The 18569-nt window shown below is 37.7% G+C and carries 15 protein-coding genes and 1 pseudogene; 7 read left to right on the forward strand and 9 right to left on the reverse strand.

From position 1 onward, the window contains the following. The first annotated feature begins 71 nt into the window (after nt 1-71). Nucleotides 72-1274, forward strand: a complete 1203-nt coding sequence (locus EG365_RS01230; RefSeq protein WP_001066100.1) for an MFS transporter — start codon at nt 72-74, stop codon at nt 1272-1274. A 57-nt stretch (nt 1275-1331) separates the two neighbouring features. On the opposite strand, the gene EG365_RS01235 is transcribed toward EG365_RS01230, so the two are convergent. Together EG365_RS01235 and EG365_RS01240 are read right to left on the reverse strand one after the other, a co-directional pair. Continuing rightward, nucleotides 1332-1784, reverse strand: a complete 453-nt coding sequence (locus EG365_RS01235; RefSeq protein ID WP_001166571.1) for a GNAT family N-acetyltransferase — start codon at nt 1782-1784, stop codon at nt 1332-1334. 27 nt (nt 1785-1811) lie between these two features. Next, the gene (locus EG365_RS01240) at nt 1812-3179 is read right to left on the reverse strand and encodes a PQQ-dependent sugar dehydrogenase (RefSeq protein ID WP_000957803.1); all 1368 of its coding nucleotides are present in this window, start codon (nt 3177-3179) and stop codon (nt 1812-1814) included. A gap of 350 nt (nt 3180-3529) precedes the next feature. Here EG365_RS01240 and yddG point away from each other — a divergent pair, with 350 nt between their 5' ends. Further along, nucleotides 3530-4441, forward strand: coding sequence for an aromatic amino acid DMT transporter YddG (gene yddG / locus EG365_RS01245; RefSeq protein WP_000042002.1), 912 nt, complete (start codon nt 3530-3532; stop codon nt 4439-4441). A gap of 14 nt (nt 4442-4455) precedes the next feature. Here the strand turns inward: yddG and EG365_RS01250 are convergent, their stop codons facing one another. From EG365_RS01250 to EG365_RS01270, 5 genes are all read right to left on the reverse strand, one after another. Beyond that, a complete protein-coding gene (locus EG365_RS01250; protein ID WP_000848609.1) occupies nt 4456-5184 on the reverse strand; it encodes an aspartate/glutamate racemase family protein in 729 nt (242 codons plus the stop codon). 192 nt (nt 5185-5376) lie between these two features. Next, nucleotides 5377-6087: a PqiC family protein gene (locus EG365_RS01255; protein ID WP_000791373.1), complete on the reverse strand. Its 711-nt coding sequence runs from the start codon at nt 6085-6087 to the stop codon at nt 5377-5379. Beyond that, nucleotides 6077-7744, reverse strand: coding sequence for an intermembrane transport protein PqiB (locus EG365_RS01260; RefSeq protein WP_002016783.1), 1668 nt, complete (start codon nt 7742-7744; stop codon nt 6077-6079). Before EG365_RS01260 ends, EG365_RS01255 begins: the two co-directional genes overlap by 11 nt. 7 nt (nt 7745-7751) lie before the next feature. Continuing rightward, nucleotides 7752-8558, reverse strand: coding sequence for a paraquat-inducible protein A (locus EG365_RS01265; protein WP_001062699.1), 807 nt, complete (start codon nt 8556-8558; stop codon nt 7752-7754). Then, complete coding sequence (locus tag EG365_RS01270) at nt 8546-9163, reverse strand: paraquat-inducible protein A (RefSeq protein WP_000768105.1); 618 nt, start codon at nt 9161-9163, stop codon at nt 8546-8548. The genes EG365_RS01265 and EG365_RS01270 overlap by 13 nt, the downstream gene beginning before the upstream one ends. Nucleotides 9164-10165: 1002 nt before the next feature. On the opposite strand from EG365_RS01270, the gene aspT reads away from it, so the two are divergent. Both aspT and EG365_RS01280 read left to right on the forward strand, forming a co-directional pair. Further along, complete coding sequence (aspT, locus tag EG365_RS01275; protein WP_000574045.1) at nt 10166-11851, forward strand: aspartate-alanine antiporter; 1686 nt, start codon at nt 10166-10168, stop codon at nt 11849-11851. A 56-nt stretch (nt 11852-11907) separates the two neighbouring features. After that, nucleotides 11908-13506, forward strand: coding sequence for a bifunctional aspartate transaminase/aspartate 4-decarboxylase (locus tag EG365_RS01280; protein WP_000520927.1), 1599 nt, complete (start codon nt 11908-11910; stop codon nt 13504-13506). 50 nt (nt 13507-13556) lie between these two features. Here EG365_RS01280 and EG365_RS01285 read toward each other — a convergent pair whose 3' ends face one another. After that, nucleotides 13557-14459: a DMT family transporter gene (locus EG365_RS01285; RefSeq protein WP_000340895.1), complete on the reverse strand. Its 903-nt coding sequence runs from the start codon at nt 14457-14459 to the stop codon at nt 13557-13559. A gap of 234 nt (nt 14460-14693) precedes the next feature. Continuing rightward, complete coding sequence (locus tag EG365_RS01290) at nt 14694-15248, reverse strand: TetR/AcrR family transcriptional regulator (protein WP_000792950.1); 555 nt, start codon at nt 15246-15248, stop codon at nt 14694-14696. Between the two features lie 645 nt (nt 15249-15893). Between EG365_RS01290 and EG365_RS01300 the strand changes: the two are divergent. From EG365_RS01300 to EG365_RS19360, 3 genes and pseudogenes are all read left to right on the forward strand, one after another. Beyond that, nucleotides 15894-16016, forward strand: a pseudogene (locus EG365_RS01300) (ADP-ribose pyrophosphatase); the annotation flags it as partial. Between the two features lie 390 nt (nt 16017-16406). Then, the gene (gene proP, locus EG365_RS01305; protein ID WP_001260530.1) at nt 16407-17894 is read left to right on the forward strand and encodes a glycine betaine/L-proline transporter ProP; all 1488 of its coding nucleotides are present in this window, start codon (nt 16407-16409) and stop codon (nt 17892-17894) included. A 425-nt stretch (nt 17895-18319) separates the two neighbouring features. Continuing rightward, the gene (locus EG365_RS19360; RefSeq protein WP_000437831.1) at nt 18320-18553 is read left to right on the forward strand and encodes a hypothetical protein; all 234 of its coding nucleotides are present in this window, start codon (nt 18320-18322) and stop codon (nt 18551-18553) included. Nucleotides 18554-18569: the final 16 nt, after the last annotated feature.

Genomic DNA, 18569 nt, shown 5'->3' on the forward strand with positions numbered 1-18569 from the left:
GCTAAGGATTTGCTTTAGTGGAAAAATAATGTATAAAAGCTAAATATTTGCTTTTATGTTATTCATCTTATATGAACAATTCAAGTTCAAAACGGTCAAGAGCTGTTTTTCAATTAGATGCGGCAAGTGCTTTGACACTTAATACCATCACGCTCATGACATTCATGGCTGCATCTAGTGCGCCGACACCACTCTACCGTCTATACCAACAGCTTTGGCAATTTTCACCGGTTACATTGACTTTGATTTTTGCCACCTATGCTTTTACGCTGCTTGGCTCATTACTCATTATTGGTTCTTTGTCTGATTATATTGGACGCCGCCCAGTCATTATTGCAGCTATTTCTTTGCAAATTATTTCAATGAGCTTTTTCTTATTTGCTTCAGATGTTTCGATGTTATTCATTGCACGAGGCTTACAAGGAATCGCAACAGGGCTTGCTGTTTCAGCTATAGGCGCAGCAATTTTAGATTTTAGTAAGCTTCATGGTTCACTAATTAATAGTATTGCACCAATGATAGGTATGGCTGTTGGGATTTTTCTGACTTGTTCTATTTTGCAATTCTCTGCCCACCCCTTACAGCTTGTTTTTGAGTTCTTATGTTTTCTTCTTATTTGTGAACTCATTTTAAGTTTTCTTACTCCAGAGACCGCACAAAGAAGATCCGGTGCACTTGCTTCATTAAAACCCAATATGGCCATTCCGCCACAGACAAAAAGCGCTTTATTGAGTATTAGCCCGATTAACATTGCACTTTGGATGGTCAGTGGTTTCTTCCTATCGCTTATGCCATCTTTACTGGCAAAAATTTTCCACACGTCATCGGCATGGCTAAACGGGATTATGTTTATGGCGCTCGCCCTTTCCGGTGCGGTAGGTATATTAACGCTTAGGAAGTCGACAAATTTCCGTATTTTATTAACCGGTACGCTCTCGATTGCTATTGGTGCCATTGTCTTATTCATCGCCATTAATCTAACCAATGCTGTAGTTCTATTTTTAGGTTCTATTATTACTGGAGTTGGTTTTGGTACAGCATTTATGGGGGCTATTCGTAGTGTAATGCCATTGGCACTTCCCGAAGAACGTGCGGGTCTTATGGCTGCTTTTTTTGTTGAAAGTTATTTGGCTTTTAGTATTCCTGCAATTTTAGCTGGCTATTTTGTAGGTAAAATTGGGCTGATGAGTACGGCAAATAGTTATATTAGTTTTATTATCTTATTGTCACTGGTCGCCCTTCTAATGATTATTAAAAATTTTAAAAATAAATAAGCCATAAAAAATAGCCTCACTAGAGGCTATTTTTTAATAGATGCTCTTTAAGTTCTATTAAAAAGTATCTGCTACATACATACGTACCATCTCGCCTTCCTCATCCTTTACCAACGTTAAAAACCGCCAACCACATTTTTCATAAAACTCGGTATGGTCTGTTATTAAATAAAGTGTTTGGATGCCCTGATTACTCAAGTCTTCACGTACAAAATCTAAAATCTGTTTTGCAATATTTTGGTTTCGATAGTTCTCTTCTACAAATAAAGCACATAAGTTTGGTGTTAAATCTTTACGCTCATGGAAGTCATTATCAATAACTCCTGCTCCAGCAATTAAATACTTATCTTTATTTAAAACAATGTACCACTGTGGAATAGCATGCTTTTGATCAATGGAAATCTGAATACTCTCAAGATAGGCTTCCACAGGGATTTGCCATTTTTCAGAAAACCACTGTGCAGCCATTTCTTTGTATTGAGGGTAATCAGATAACCGTAATATTTGCATAAAATAAACCTATTTTGCCCAACCTTTTTAAGGTTGAGTCACTGAACTACGAATGGATTGCTGGGTTGGACTCTCATAAGTTGTTTCAGCAACTGGTGAGACACGCCAAATCGTATTACCAACATCATCTGCGACTAATACTGCACCCGAAAAATCAATTGCTACCCCGACAGGACGCCCATACGCTTTCCCTTTTTCACTTAAAAATCCTGTCAAAATATCTTGCGGTGGACCAGAGGGCTGACCACTTCTAAATGGCACAAAAATGACTTTATATCCACTATGTGGTTTACGGTTCCAAGAACCATGCTGTCCAATAAATGCTCCGCCTCTAAATTGTGGCATGAGTTCGGCTGTATAAAATGCAAGACCTAACGAAGCAGTGTGGTTACCTAGAGCATAGTCTGGTTTAATTGCACGAGCCACCATGTCAGGATTTTGTGGTTTGATTCGTACATCTACGTGTTGACCATAGTAACTATAAGGCCAGCCATAAAAAGCGCCATCTTGTACCGACGTCATATAGTCGGGCACTAAATCACTACCAATTTCATCGCGCTCATTTACAACTGTCCAAAGTTTTCCACTTTGAGGCTGCCAAGCCATACCATTTGGATTACGCAGTCCTGTTGCAAATGGACGTGACTGACCACTTGCAATATCAAACTCCATAATTTGTGCACGGCCTTTTTCTTGATCTAGACCATTTTCGGCCACATTACTATTGGAACCAACGGTAATGTAGAGCTTTGTACCTTCACGATTGGCAATAACATTTTTGGTCCAATGGTGGTTTAGAGGCCCACCCGGTAAGTCCAATACTTTAGTACCGGTTGAAGTAATATGAGTTTCACCTTCTTGGTAAGGAAAACGCATGAGTGAATCCGTATTGGCAACGTATAAATGATTTCCTACCAGTGCCATACCAAACGGTGAGTTTAGGTTTTTAAGGAATACCGTTTTTTGGTCAGCTATACCATCGCCATTCGTATCACGGAGTAAACTAATTCGGTTTGCACTTGGATGAGATGATCCTGCCCGTCTCATTACGAAGGTCATAATTTTGCCTTTAATCCCTTTGCTGTCTTCAGGTTTAGGCGGAGCATCCGTTTCAGCCACCAGCACATCACCATTTGGTAATACATAGAGCCAACGTGGGTGCTCAAGTCCTTTAGCAAATGCTTTTACTTTTAAACCTTCTGCCGGAGTCGGCATCACACCACTTGGCCAACCTTGTGCCGGTGCTATATTTACGGTTGGAAATAAGCTTGTTTTCGGTTCAGGTAACTTTGGCTCAGGACCATAACTCTCGTTAATCGGATATTGAGAGGAAGAAGCACAGCCTGTAACTAAAACGGTAGTGCCCAAAATCGGCAGTAAAAAACGTGTAAGCATCTTTTATCTCCATTTATTATTTTTTCGCAATAAACACAGGGTAATGCTTTAGAAGAGAGACTTATAGTTGATTTATTTAACTGTACTGAGCATTACCGTCTATATTTTTAAAATTTTAATACATAACTGGGTGTTTTCTAGAGGTTTAGCTTACTCTAATGCTTAGCTATAAATTAATACTTGGCATTTAGTTTAATTACCAAAAGTATTTATGTTGGCTGATAATACTTATTAGGTAATTTGGTTTATTGTGCCTATTTTTTAATTAAAAATTCCTTTACCCTGACTTACTTTAATTATTTTTAACTTTCACTGTAGCTCAGGTGTTCAATTAAGTTCATTTATTTCTTATGTCAAAAAATTTAGCAACCTTGATTGGTTTAAGTGCCATCCTAATGTGGGCCTCTATGGTGGGTTTTGTAAAACATATTACGACTGCAATCGGTCCAGATGTTGGCATTACGCTAATCTATTCCTTAAGTGCTTTACTCCTGCTCATTATTTTTAGGGTGCCAAATTTTAAATTAATTTCTAAAAAATATTTGATTTTAGGGGCAATTTTATTTATTGCTTATGAGCTTTGCTTTTCGTTTGCACTTGCCTATTCAAAGACGGCGCAACAAGCGATTGAAGTAAGTATTGTAAACTACCTTTGGCCAAGCCTGACTGTTTTAGCTTTTGTTATTTTTAGAGAGTTAAAATTTAATGTGTTTATTATTTTAGGATTACTCATTTCAATTTCCGGTATCATTTTTATTCAGACCGGGAACGGAGATTTTAGTTTAGGTCGTGTTGTCGATAATTTTCATAGTAATCCTTTAAGTTATATTTTGGCCTTTATAGGTGCCATTATTTGGGCTTTTTACTGTGTGTTGACCAAGAAAATGGGTAAAGGACAAAACCCTATTTCTATTTTCTTTCTTGGTGTTGCCCTAACCTTATGGCTAAAATTGCTTTTTAGCGGCCAAGTGAGTTTGCCTTCACTCGATTTAAATACAATTTTATCTTTAATCGTTGCTTCTGCTGCAATTGGTCTCGGTTATGCAGCATGGAATATTGGCATTATTCATGGCAACATTACCATGCTAGTGGTTGCTTCTTATTTTACCCCCATCATTTCATCTTTACTTGCCATGCTGGTTTTACAGACAGAGTTATCAATCAGTTTTTGGCAAGGTACAGCCATGGTCACGGCGGGTTCACTGATCTGCTGGCTTTCAACAAATTGGGCTGTGATTCGTTCGTATTTCAGAATAAATTAAAAGCTGATGAGTATTTATACCGAACCAGCAGCAATAGAACGGGCTGCCGTTTTTTGCTCTAATGCAAAATTTACAGCTTCTTTCGCATGAATGGTGGTGGTATCAAATAGAGGCACAGAAAATTTGATATCACCAATCAACATACAAATTTCGGTACACCCCAAAATAATGCCCTCGGCACCCTGCCCAATCAACTCTTCAACAATGGTCGTGTATTTATGTTGCGAATCGGGGTTGATCACACCTAAACAAAGCTCGTCATAGATAATGCTATGTACTATTTTCCGATTTGCATCATTTGGAATAATCACCTCAATTCCAAGATCTTGTAATCTGGCTTTATAAAAGTCTTGCTCCATGGTGAAAGCGGTTCCCAACAGTGCAACTTTTCGGATATTTTGACTTAAAATTTCTTTTGCTGTGGCATCAGCAATATGTATAAATGGAACCGTAATGGCATCTTCAATTTGAGGTGCTACCTTATGCATGGTATTAGTACAGACTAAAATACAGTCTGCCCCTGCTTTTTCTAAATTTTGTGCTTGCTCAGCTAAGTAGGCTCCAGCTTCTTGCCATAAACCTTTCGATTGTAATGCTGCTATTTCTTCAAAATCGACACTATTTAGAATGATTTTGGCTGAATGTAGTTTCCCTAACTTGTTCTGAACCATTCTATTAATTTGTTGATAGTAAAGTGCTGTAGACTCCCAGCTCATGCCGCCGAGTAACCCGATTGTTTTCATTATTTAAACCTTTTACCGAATCTAAAGCTTATCTATATCTTCTTAGATAAATAGACAGCTAGAATAAAATTGCTCTCTTGATTAAATTTATAACTGTTTTAAAAGATCTTTAATTTTTACCAATAAAAGTAAATAAAAAAGCTCCTTAACCATAAGGAGCTTTAAATTAAACGTATAACAAATAAGCCTTTATTAAGATGAACATATACCGTTATTGATGTTCATCTTTTTATTTGAATCTAGCGCCACAATTGAAGAAGAGATGGTATTAATAATTTGGCTCATCGCTTCATTTGAAGCACTTACAATTGCTTCCATTTTTTTAGCTTTTTGATCAATCGGCTGTTTAAACGCAATTCTACAATTGAGCTGCGCTCCTCTATTCGAGATTACTTTCGGATTCGTTGACTCTAGTTGAGTGGGCGGTATTTGGCGCTTCACTACCCAAGATACGGCAACGTTGATATTGCTATTATCTACAATATCAAAATGAGAAAAGTCAGTAGAAACTCGATATAGAGGCTGATTGTTTCCAGAAAGCCCACTGCTATAACTGTCAATTGCTCCTAATTTTTGCTGCAAACCCGCCGATAAGGTATCGCGTAATTGTGTACCCAAAGTCGATGTCCAGCGCTCATTATCAAGTACAGTCGACTTACCATTACTCTCTTGTAGCACCAATGGTGCACGGTCTAAACGATCTGGGATCCCGACCGGCAAGACCTCAATCACCTGCACAGTTGAGTTCGAGACCGGAGTCACTTTAGGTGTAAGCGTATAATAGTTTGGTGTTGGTGAACTAGAACATGCTGTCATGGCTATCGCTGTCAAAAGCACTCCACTCCCAAGCAGCCATTTGGCTACTTTAGAGTGTTGCAATGATCGGTTCTTTTTATTTTTCATCGTTGGCCTCTGGTCTCTTACCACGAATAATAGATTCAGGATGTTGTTCAATATAGTCTGCCATTAACTGTAATGACGCAGCCGCACGAGTCATTTGTTGCAGTGCTTTACGTACGTCTTGTTGTAACGGCGCATCGCTCGACAAAATAGACTCGGAAGATCTTACAGTTTTACGAACATCGTCTAAGGTTGCTTGTAAACCAGGAGCAACTTTACCATCTAACTGTTTAACCAGCTTGTCGGTAGACTCAATGGCTGTATTCATATTCTTAAGCGTTTTGCGAACATCCTGCCCAATTTCGACTAGTGGGAATTTTGTTAACTTATCAGCAATTTGGGAAACCTGTGCCTGTAAACCACTTAACTCTGTTGCAGTGGTTGGAATTACCACACGGCCATCATTCAAGATTTGTAGAGTGGCAGGTTTTGCTTTAGGGAACTTATCTAAAGCAATATAGTTTTGACCCGTTAAGAGGTTGCCAGTTCTCATTTGGGCACGCCATCCATGCTCAACAAAATCTTTGAAAATGTCGCTGTTTGGATTGAGTGCTTGGCCGTTTTCAACACGCGAAGGATAAATCACTGCCTCAACACGCATGCGAATCTGCTTATAGTTGTTATAAAACTCTGCATTAATTGATTTAATGCTACCAATTTCAATTCCCATGAAGTCGATTGGCGCACCCACAGCCAAACCACGTAATGAGTGATCAAAATACATAATCACGCCACGCGGTAGACCATCCGGCTCTTTTAATGCTTCAGCTTTTGAGTCCCAAAGATTAAAACGGCTCTTGTTAGCAGCGACAGTCGCATTTGAGTTTTCAGGGAAACCAAACGCAATACCACCAGCAACAATACTTGCAAGCGATTGAGTATCTAAGTTAAAGCCTGAAGCATTTAACGTCACATCAATACCACTTGCCTGCCAGAAACGTGTGTCAGTCGTTACAAATTTATCGTACGGCGCACGAATAAACGTCTGAAGTTCTACGCTTTTACCGTCATCAGATAGCTTATAAGCTGTAATTTGTCCTACGTTAATTCTCCGGTAATAAATTGGCGAACCAATATCTAAAGATCCCAAATCATCGGCTTTCAAGAAAAACTCTTTGCCCGGCACATCGGACGTAATCACTGGCGGTATTTCCAGACCTGTGAATTCAAGTTTTTTCTCGGGTGATTTCCCGCCATCTACTTCAATATATGAACCCGACAATAAAGTGTCGATGCCTGAAACCCCACTTGTCCCAATCCGTGGACGCACTACCCAGAACCGTGAATCTTGAGCAGCAAAATTGCTTGCATCCTTACGTAAATCAATGCGCGCAATAATATGAGATCGGTCTTCTGCAAGATCGATTTGCCGTACCACCCCAATGTCTACCTGCTTATAGCGTACTGTTGTTTTACCTGCGACTAAACCTTCGGCGGTACGAAAAGATACTTCAATGGTTGGTCCATTAGAAAGTAGTGCTTTCACCGCCAAAGAAAGCGCAATCAGCAGCGCAATAAGTGGAATAATCCAGATTAGTAGAGGCTTCCACCGATTTTTCTTTTCTTGGGGTTCTGGTAAATCATTCATGTTTTCCAGTTCAACATCTGTTTCATGATGATCTGAGGTCTCACTGGTTGTTTTGTTTTCAGACATACTCATTGTTCTTTTATTGACTGGGATTAATGGAATCATTATTCAAAGGCGAGTGTTCAGCCTGAATAATTGTGTTTTTTTCCGAAGAAACACGGTTAGGTTTATTTGTATTTTGAGATGCATAAAAATTATCCCAAATAATACGTGGGTCAAAACTTAAAGATGCAAACATGGTTAAAACCACAACCGCACCAAAAGCAATTGAACCCGGTCCCGCTAAAATAGTTGCAAGTGATTGAATTTGAATGAGAGCAGTAAGTAAGGCTACCACAAACACATCAATCATGGACCAGCGCCCTACAAACTCAACAATGCGGTAGAGTTTAATGCATTGCTCCGGTGCAAACTTCCACGCCGCAGATGACTGTATATATACAACCAACAACAGGAAATACAAAATAAGAAGCTTTAGCATCGGAATAAAAATACTCGCCATAAAAATGACCACCGATACTAAATAGTCTCCACTTTGCCAAAAGTAAATGACCCCACTCATGATGGTATCTTGCTGACGGCCCAAAAGAGAGTCAGTTACCGTCATAGGAAGGACATTTGCAGGAATATAGAGAATGGTCGCAGCCACCACTAAAGCAAAGGTACGATTTAAACTTCCCGGCTTACGCTCGTGCAAAACGCTATGGCATCTAACACAACGTAGAATTTGATTTTTATGAGCATCAGTTTTATTTACTTTTGAAGAATTCAATAACCCACAACAATGACACAATATCAGTGAAAGATCTTTGGCTCTTGGATATTGTTTTAAAATCATATTGGTATTTGTGATTTTTTCAGGAGTCACATTTTTTATTTTTGCCATGGCTGTGACCTATCAATTTCATTCCATATATCACTCACCTTTACGGAAGTAATATAAACCATTAATAGGCTCAAGACCGCAAATGCCCATAGAGCAATTTCCGGAATAACAAGAACCATGCCCATTAGTTTTACAAGCGTGACCAGAATTCCGATCAGGAACACCTCAACCATTCCCCACACTCTCATAAAATAAAGTGTTCGCAAGGCACCGACTAAAAATTGGGGGCATTTCTTTAATATACTGACCGTACCGAGTACATAGCCCAGCAATAACAAATACGTAAGTGGCACAATGAATGTAGTAATTAAAATAAGAACACCGACAAATGCCCTATCGTAATGAAACATTACCCACACGGCGCCCAGTAAAGTGGTTTCGGATATGTTGCCTTGCAGTTCAATTTTGACAATGGGAAAGCTATTGGCAATAACAAATACAATGAGGGCCGTTAAAATTAGAGCTAACAATGTAGTAAAAGGCTTGGTATGCCGATAAAGCTCTGCACCACAGCAGACACAATAAGCTCTTTTTCCGTAAGCAAGCGGGACTCTACGATAGACGGTATCGCACTCCTCACAACCTGCTAATTCTTTAAGCTTCATAGTTATACTCTAAGATTTATCGTTTTACTGTGCCACAAAACTCTTTTTATTACTAAGATAAATTAAAATATAAATCAATCTAAAAGCTATATCAGATAATGGAAATTTTAGAATAAAAATTACCGTAGGTGCTGTTCAATATATCGTTGAAACTGCTGAATAATATGTACAGATTGTGTGGTGGAATTGAAAATAGAGGCCCAAATTTAAAGGCTTAAGCTGAGATAACACAGTTTTATGGCCAAAATATCTAAGATCAGCATGTGACAGCATAAATCCATCAAAATTTAGCACTCCTAAGCAGTATGGCATGTGAGTGTTTGAAAAAAGAATAAGAAAAAATAGCGTGTGGGTCATAAAGCGGACAGGAAATCACTTAAAAATAAGAGCGCCAATAGAGCAAATTCAATTTTTTAATAGCCCTAAACCCCTATTTTTCAATACAATAAATTTAATCAAAATATAAAACCAAAATATTAATCATTTTTGCATCCAAATATATAGTCCATTCAAAAATAGCAATTTTAAATCTTATACTCCCCCTTGAAACAAATATATTTATGAAAATTAATTCAAATATATTAAAAATTAATTTATGCGACACAATTATCAAAAAAATAATTTTAAGTAAATTTTTTTTTAATTTATACAAAATTAAGACCAGTATGACACTTAATAACTAGTCATTATAAATCAATATATTAAAAAATGATTTTTCAAGCTAATTTATAAGTAAGATTCTTTAATTTCATAAAATATTCTTTATATTATTGTAAATAAATTTTACCATCCATTAAAAAAATATAAGTTGATTTAATCAGTCAGAATTACTGGTATGTATTGATCACAAGTATTTTAAAAGTATTATTTTTGATATTTAAACTTAAGAAAATCACCAGGATTGAAGGTTTGCTTAAGTAATTTTGATAATGTATTTTTAAAAATGAAAAATAAATAAATTTATATATTAAAGATAGAGCTAATAATAAAAGTGAGATCAAAATGATTGAATGGTTACAAGGTGTTTTAAAGCACAGCCCCGAAATATTATTGTTCTTATCACTCGCAATAGGTTTCTGGATTGGACAATTCCAGTTCGGAAAGTTTCAGTTTGGTGGAGTTGCAGGCTCCTTACTCGTCGCAGTTGTTTTAAGTCTTATTGGTGTGCCTGTCGATAACGGCGTTAAAGCAATTTTATTTGCTCTCTTCATTTACGCAGTAGGCTTTGAAAGTGGTCCACAGTTTTTTAAATCACTTGGACCACAGTCCATAAAAGAAATTCTTTTAGCAGTATTTATGGCAGTGTGTGGTTTAGTTACTGTTTTAGTGATGGCTAAAATTTTTCATCTCGATAAAGGCTTGGCTGCAGGTCTCGCTGCGGGCGGCATGACTCAATCAGCCATTATTGGGACTGCGGGAGACGCAATTTCTAGACTTGATCTCCCACTCGCAGAAATTCAAAGACTTCAAGCAAATGTCGCGATTGGCTATGCAGTGACTTACATTTTTGGTTCATTGGGAGCAATTATTGTCTGTGTGAATATCTTGCCTAAATTTATGGGTAAAGAAATTCACGACGATGCATTAAAAGCTCAGAGTGAACGACTCAAAGGTGCTTTTGAACTCGCACCGGGCCAAGAACTCGCAATGCCGGAAATTGTTGGCCGTATTTATAAAGTTAAACAAGCCAATGGGCAAACTATTGCGGAAATTGAAGCAAAAGAGCCGAGTATTACGATTGAACGGTTAAAACGTAAAGATCAGTTTATTGATGTTGCTCCTGAACTAACTTTACAAACAGACGATGTCATTTTACTGGTTGGTCGCCGTGCCAGTGTTGTTTCGGTTGCCGAGCAAATCGGTAGCGAATTACAGTCATCGCAAGGTATGGAAATGATTATGGATACCAGCGATGTCATCCTAAGAAATTCCAAATATCTCAATCGTACTTTAGGAGATATTAAGGCCAATACGCCTGCGTATTTAAAGCACGGTATTTATGTACTTGCGATTAAGCGTAACGATGAGTCCCAACCTTTAAGTAACGACACCGTTTTACGCCAAGGTGATGTAGTCACCGTCTACGGTACAAAAAGTGACCTCGACCGCTTGGTGAAAGAGGCTGGTAAAGCCCTGCCTGAAAGCTTAAAAACAGACTGGATTTTTCATGGTGCTGGCCTTGTGGTTGGTTTAGTGATTGGTCTTTTTGTGATTCGTCTAGGTGATGTGCCCCTAACACTTGGCGCTGGTGGTGGTGCTTTACTATCAGGTCTTCTGTTTGGTTGGATTCGAAGTCGAAATCAGGTGCATGGCAATATGCCTTTAGCAGCTTCCCAGCTTCTTAAAGATTTAGGGCTTGCAGGCTTCGTTGCAGCCGTCGGTTTACAATCAGGTTTACAGGCTATTCAAACCATTAAAGAAAGTGGTCTTTCACTCTTTATGATTGGGGTGGTGGTCACACTGGTTCCTCTCCTACTTTCCATGCTCTTTGCTCGTTATGTTCTGCGTTATGACAACGTTGCAGTGATGGCTGGTGCATTATCAGGTTCACGCAGTGCAAACCCTGCATTTGGGGCAATCTTAGACAAAGCAGGCAACTCGATTCCGACTGTTCCATTTGCAATTACCTATGCCCTAGCAAATGTGTTCTTAACCTTACTCGGACCACTGATTGTAGGCTTGGCCTGATTTTCTACATTGAATTAGAAATTTTATTCATCTCACTATAATTAAGGAGACGTCCCATGGGGAAAGTCGATTATTCTAAATACGCAAAACTCAGCCCATTTGAACTTAAAGATAATTTAATAGAATTAGCTCAAAGCAAAACTGACCGAATGATGTTAAATGCTGGGCGTGGTAATCCGAACTTTCTTGCCACTATCCCACGTAGAGCATTCTTTCAACTGGGTTTGTTTTCTGCGACTGAATCCGAGTTTTCATTTTCCTATATGCCTGAAGGTTTAGGTGGCTTCCCGCGCCCCGTTGGTCTCCAGTCACGTTTTGATAATTTCATTTTGGAAAACCGTGACAAACCCGGCATCGTCTTTTTAGGCAAAGCTGTTTCTTATGTACGCGACCAGTTAGGTTTAGACCCAGATCTTTTTCTGCTTGAAATGGTTGAAGGAATTTTAGGCTGTAACTATCCAGTTCCAGATCGTATGCTCAGAGTAAGTGAAACGATTATTAAAGAGTATGTCTTACGAGAAATGGGCGTACAAGGCATGCAAAAAAGTGATTTAGATTTGTTTGCTGTTGAAGGCGGAACAGCTGCAATGGCCTATATTTTTAACTCATTAAAAGAAAATAAAATTATTAAAAACGGCGACCGTATTGCCATTGGTAGCCCTATTTTCACGCCATATCTGGAAATTCCAAAACTTAATGACTACCAGCTTGAAGAAGTACTTATTGAGGCAGACCCTAAACTCGGCTGGCAATATCCAGAGTCAGAACTTAGAAAGTTAGAAGATCCGTCTATTAAAGCGTTCTTCTTAGTGAACCCTAGTAATCCGCCATCAGTGAAAATGAGTGATGAAGGCCTTGCGATTTTGGCAGATATTGTTAAAAAACGCCCCGACCTGATCATTTTGACAGATGACGTTTATGGTACTTTTGCCGATAACTTCAAATCACTATTTGCGATCTGTCCTGACAACACGATCTTGGTTTATTCATTTTCTAAATACTTTGGTGCGACTGGTTGGCGACTTGGTGTCATTGCACTTTCAAATAACAATGTGCTTGATAAACAAATTGCGAACTTATCGAAAAAAGAGAAGAAAGAGCTGGAAGACCGCTATTCATCTTTAACCACCGACCCAGCAAGCATTAAGTTTATTGACCGCTTAGTTGCCGATAGCCGAAATGTTGCTTTGAACCATACCGCTGGTCTGTCTACCCCACAGCAAGTTCAAATGGTTTTATTTGCGCTATTTAATATGATGGACTCACGCCAAAGCTATAAAAAAGCAGTCAAATCTGTTGTTCGTGAACGTGATGCAGCACTTTATAGACAGCTTGGTGTCGATGTCCCAACAGATCCAAATGCTGTGGACTACTACACCCTAGTCAACCTCGAAAACACTTCACGAACTCTCTATGGAGATGAGTTTGCCGATTGGGTCATGAAAAATAAAAACCCAACCGAGCTATTATTTAGAGTAGCTGATGAAACAGGTGTGGTTTTATTACCCGGTTCTGGCTTCGGTGTGCAGCACCCTTCTGCTCGTGCATCTTTAGCTAACCTTAATGAATATCAATATGCCGCAATTGGTGAATCTTTACGACGCTTTGCAGATGAAGCTTATGCCGAATACACAAAAGCGAAAAAGATAAAATAAAATTATAACTAAGGTGAGGCTTTAACAACCTCACCTTTTATTTTTATATCTTAATTCCTTATTCCTACTTTTTTTACTGCAAAAATATTCCAATGCAACTTCACACCCAATACGCCTAATAAAATTAAACCTGCACCTAAAACTTGAGTACTAGTCAACACATGATCAAAGAAGAAATAATCAATCACTATGGTCGATATTGGATAAATAAAAGATAAGATCGCAATATTATTTAAAGGTATTTTCTTAATCGCCGAATACATTAAATAGTAGAGAAATGCGGTATGCAAAACTCCCAATCCGACCACAAACAGCCATTGTTGACCGATCGGCGGGTTTTCAAAAACCGACATAAATGGAGTCATGGCAATGGCCCCGCTCAGGGTTTGTATAAATACAATTAATAACGGCGGTGTATTACTTAATTTTTTAGTGATTAATACCGATATGGAATAAAGTGTTGTGGCAATAAGAACCAGCCCCAAGCCGACCAACTCATTAGAGTTCACCGAAGCACTGCCTAAGCCTATAATCACGATTAGCCCTACAAAAGCAACGATGGTCCATAGCACATCATTCTTATTGAGCTTTTCGTGAAAGGCCAACGCCCCTAAAAATAAAATGACAAACGGGTTCACGTGATAAACAATCGTCGCTAAAGAAATAGAAGTTTTAGGAAAAGCAGCAAACAGTAGAACCCAGTTAAAAATAATTAGAAGGCCCGAAGTCACCATTAAAAACAGTTCTTTTTTACCGAAGTATACTTTTTTAAAATGACCATAAAAGTAACAAATCGGTATTAAACACAATGCTGAAATAAGGCAACGGAAAAATACAATATTAACGGGTGATTGACCTGACTTAATCACAAATAGACCAATACTCCCTGAAAGCAGCATGGCTACGACCATTTCAAGCGTGCCGACTTTTCTTTTTAAATGATGATCATCCACGAATATCTCCAAAAATTTATATTGTTAAGTCTTCATCTATTTTTATTTCAGATTTTATAAACTCACTCTTTCTTAGTATTTGGTGAGTTTTCAGTCTAAATAACTTGTCCTTTTTAAAATCTAGAACAATAAAATAAAAGATTAATCATGTTAATTTTTAATTAAGAAATCATTATTTCAAAATAAAAAGATAGTTAATTCATTCTAAAATACTGATTCTTTAGTTCAATAAATTTAGTTAACCCTCACTAAAAAGTAATCTAACAACTTGGTTTGTTCTTCGGCTCTGTCTGAAGTCAAAAGTCCTAAAATTGCCCCATCTATCATAAATATAAAAATTTCCGCTTCGGCATATGAAACGGCTTTTTTAGTTTCCATAAGCAGGCAGAAAATTTCGTTTTTAATCCATCGTCTATAGCGTATTGCCGTTTGGTAAGCTGTAGGATAACTCGTTTTAATTTCAAAAATTGCTTTAAACAACAGATAATAAGCGCTCTTTAAATTGGCATGTAAGTGATAGATTTGCCTGAGTTTATGAGCGAAAGTTGAATAGTGAGTCGTTTCTATCTCCACTCTTACTTTTTCCATTAATGTGTCTTTTTGAAGTAAGAGGCACATTTCAATCAGACGTTCTTTTGAATGAAAGTAGTTATAAAAAGTAGCTTTGGAAATTTTAGTTTCGCTAATAATTCGGTCTACCCCAACCTTATGAAACCCGTATTGTTTAAATAAATCCGATGCTATGTAGAGCACGTGTAATGCTCTAAATGAAGTGCCTAAATTTTTCATGTATACCGCTTAAAATAATTTTTTGTTGTATGTAAAAAGAGATAAAAATGCCGTCACTCTTAAAATGAGTGCTAAATACAGGCATGCGAAAACCGCACAAAATGGTGTGCTCGCCTATCTCGGGTTTATTGTTGCTATGATTTTGAGTCGTAACGATGCTTAAGGCGTAGAAAACCTACGGTCTATTGAGCCGTTTTAATGACTGTTTAGGCGGTATAAATAGAGAGAATTTGGCAAAGGCCAATAAATAAGAAATAGTACGCATAGAAAACTCCTCATGTCTAAAGAAGCTCTACCGAATCACTGTCAAATGATTATGGTGGCAGAACGAGAGAAGGTTGACAGACTGGTTAGACGCCAGCACACCCGAAGGTGTCCCTCTCCCGTCCTACCGCTACGGGAGGAGACGAGAAGCTTACACACAGAACTATTCCTCAGAAGAAATAACTCTGATGCGGTCTAAATCAGCCTGTCAAAGCCGGCTGGCAATGTAGGCCAGCAGGCAAGGATAGTGCTCTGCCCTATTACAGTCAAGCACACAAAATGACATTTGTTTTAAAATAGATCATTAAAAAGTAAGGATAAATAATTAAAATTTATTGTTAAATTGGGGTGTATAAAATACTTATCAACGTTACATAGGTAGATATCGGTTTCTTGGGTAGAGATGAATTGGCCCCGATTTCTACAGCACGTGTAACTGAAGAACAGATTCAACAATTTTTTGATTATTTAGAGTCAATCCCTGAAGCAACGAAGTTTGATTAATGAAAACCTGATATAAGGCAAGTTCAGTTTTTGTATATTAAAAGTAAAAAAACTTGGCCTTTTAAGCTCAAAAAATAGCGCTTAACTTTTATGCTAATCTCATGTCTTTTATCAATTTTTATATAATTTTTTTAACCCTTGATTCAGTTTTACCACTAAGTAAACTTATGTAACTTTATCCATACAATTTCTCCACAATTTAAAACTCTAACATAAACAAATAATTAGTTCTCTTTTGCTATCTTGTTGATCATTAAGAGAACACCTCTTAATTCCCTTTTCTTGAGTAACTTATCGTTATTCTGTCTCTTTATTCTGCAATTTTTTAATTCAGTATTTAAAACCGTATATTTTCACTTTAAATACTGAGATTCAATTCTTAGGCTAGATATGCGCACATCTGAAAAACAAGTAAAACCTATTGAGATTGATGATATCAATATCATCGAGAACGAAAAAACCAAAAAAGCGATTACTGCAGCTGCATTAGGTAATGCAATTGAATGGTTTGATTTCGGAGTTTATGGTTATGTGGCATACGTTCTCGGTAAAGTATTTTTCCCAGATACTTCACCAAGCGTGCAAATGATTGCCGCGCTTGCTACATTTTCAGTACCTTTTATTTTCCGTCCATTAGGTGGTCTTTTCTTTGGACATTTAGGTGACAAATACGGACGTCAAAAAGTTCTGGCCATTACTGTCATTATTATGTCCATCAGTACCTTTGGTATTGGCCTTATTCCATCTTATGAAACAATCGGTTTATGGGCACCTATTCTTTTACTCATCGTAAAAATTGTACAAGGCTTCTCCATTGGTGGTGAATACTCAGGTGCTGCGATTTTTGTAGCTGAATATTCTCCGGACCGAAAACGTGGTTTTATGGGAAGCTGGCTTGATTTTGGATCGATAGCCGGCTTTGTACTTGGGGCTGCAACTGTCGCCTTGATCACACACGCCGTGGGTGAGGCACGCTTTGCCGAGTGGGGTTGGCGTATTCCCTTCTTTCTCGCTCTACCACTGGGCATAATCGGTTTATATTTACGAAACCGCCTTGAAGAAACCCCTGTATATCAACAGCATTCAGAGCAACAAGCACAAAAAAGTAAACCCCAAAAATTTAGTTTCAAAGAAATTTTTGTTAAACATAAGCGTAGTTTATTGGTGTGCATTGGTCTAGTAATCAGCACTAACGTTACTTACTACATGTTGCTAACTTATTTACCAAGCTATTTTTCGCATAACTTAGGCTATTCAGAAGCACATGGTGCACTTATTATCATTGCGGTTATGGTTGGCATGCTATTTGTACAACCTGTGATTGGTTATTTGAGTGATAAGTTCGGACGTCGCCCATTTATTTTTATTGGAAGCTTTTCTCTTATTTTCTTGTCCTATCCGGCCTTTGTATTACTTAACTCTGGAGTAAATTATCAAATTTTTATAGGCTTACTTATTCTTGCTTTATCTCTCAATATGTCTATCGGAGTGATGGCATCAACTTTACCTGCCCTATTTCCAACTGAAATCCGTTATAGCGCTTTAGGTATTGCCTTTAATTTCTCAGTAGTTATCGCTGGTTTAACCCCAACTCTTACCGCAACGCTGGTTGAAACTACCCATAATCTGATGGTTCCAGCCTATTACTTGATGATTTGCGGGGTGGTAGGTATTGCTACTGCAATGTATTTAAAGGAAACAGCCAATAAGCCTTTAATTGGGGGCGTGCCTATTGCTCACAATATAGAGGAAGCACAAGAGTTACTTGAAGAGTTTCATGAAACTATTGAACAGAAAATTGAAAATATTGATCAGAAAATTCAGGAGCTTCAACAAAAACGTCAAAAACTTGCTGATAAACACCCTGATATAGCATGAGTAAAGCAACGTTTTTTATAAGAGTAGCGACTTAAATGTCGCTATTCTTTTAATATATTTTTCATTCAATTTGATAGTAAAGAAATAATTAACTTAGTAAATCTATTGGAATAATATTTAATAAATAAAAAAGCCAATTCTTTCGAATTAGCTTAATTACAGCAGACCAGCTTTAGTTGAAAATTGCTTCTTGGTTTTATTGTTCGCAACAATCTTCATTCTTTTTGTTATAGGTCTAACTTAGCTTTCCATTGTGACAGTTCAATTAAAAAAACACCTCAGCCTACCCCAAAACAAACTTAATACATTTATAAGTTATTTTAGAGAACTCCATCACAATTTTGATGGGTGCTTATGATAAACAGCTACACAGCAAAAGGTTTAAATCTATTATGCTTGAGTTATCTAATTGTTAAGTATGTATGATGGAACAGCAAACTTTATTACAAGAACTGAACTCACTCATTGAATACTATTCAAAAAGAACCGATTGCCCGCCTAATCGAATACGCATCGGCTATAGAGCTTATGCAAAACTCATGCAGTGCCCGCCTTTTGCCGATGAAGTAATAAACTCGGCGCTCGATCCAAATAAGCGGAAATATAAAAAAATAAAAATTAAAATTACCAAAGATGATGATCAGTTAGAAATTGAATAGTTTGGTTAAAGATAAA

This window comes from Acinetobacter sp. FDAARGOS_494 (genome assembly GCF_003812225.1).
In the GTDB taxonomy this organism is placed as follows: domain Bacteria; phylum Pseudomonadota; class Gammaproteobacteria; order Pseudomonadales; family Moraxellaceae; genus Acinetobacter; species Acinetobacter baumannii.

Bases quoted from the DNA above. Each gene is read 5' to 3' on its own strand.
- EG365_RS01230 (WP_001066100.1), top strand. From the start codon at position 72: ATGAACAATTCAAGTTCAAAACGGTCAAGAGCTGTTTTTCAATTAGAT.
- EG365_RS01235 (WP_001166571.1), bottom strand. From the start codon at position 1,784: ATGCAAATATTACGGTTATCTGATTACCCTCAATACAAAGAAATGGCT.
- EG365_RS01240 (WP_000957803.1), bottom strand. From the start codon at position 3,179: ATGCTTACACGTTTTTTACTGCCGATTTTGGGCACTACCGTTTTAGTT.
- yddG (WP_000042002.1), top strand. From the start codon at position 3,530: ATGTCAAAAAATTTAGCAACCTTGATTGGTTTAAGTGCCATCCTAATG.
- EG365_RS01250 (WP_000848609.1), bottom strand. From the start codon at position 5,184: ATGAAAACAATCGGGTTACTCGGCGGCATGAGCTGGGAGTCTACAGCA.
- EG365_RS01255 (WP_000791373.1), bottom strand. From the start codon at position 6,087: ATGAAAAATAAAAAGAACCGATCATTGCAACACTCTAAAGTAGCCAAA.
- EG365_RS01260 (WP_002016783.1), bottom strand. From the start codon at position 7,744: ATGAGTATGTCTGAAAACAAAACAACCAGTGAGACCTCAGATCATCAT.
- EG365_RS01265 (WP_001062699.1), bottom strand. From the start codon at position 8,558: ATGGCAAAAATAAAAAATGTGACTCCTGAAAAAATCACAAATACCAAT.
- EG365_RS01270 (WP_000768105.1), bottom strand. From the start codon at position 9,163: ATGAAGCTTAAAGAATTAGCAGGTTGTGAGGAGTGCGATACCGTCTAT.
- aspT (WP_000574045.1), top strand. From the start codon at position 10,166: ATGATTGAATGGTTACAAGGTGTTTTAAAGCACAGCCCCGAAATATTA.
- EG365_RS01280 (WP_000520927.1), top strand. From the start codon at position 11,908: ATGGGGAAAGTCGATTATTCTAAATACGCAAAACTCAGCCCATTTGAA.
- EG365_RS01290 (WP_000792950.1), bottom strand. From the start codon at position 15,248: ATGAAAAATTTAGGCACTTCATTTAGAGCATTACACGTGCTCTACATA.
- proP (WP_001260530.1), top strand. From the start codon at position 16,407: ATGCGCACATCTGAAAAACAAGTAAAACCTATTGAGATTGATGATATC.
- EG365_RS19360 (WP_000437831.1), top strand. From the start codon at position 18,320: ATGGAACAGCAAACTTTATTACAAGAACTGAACTCACTCATTGAATAC.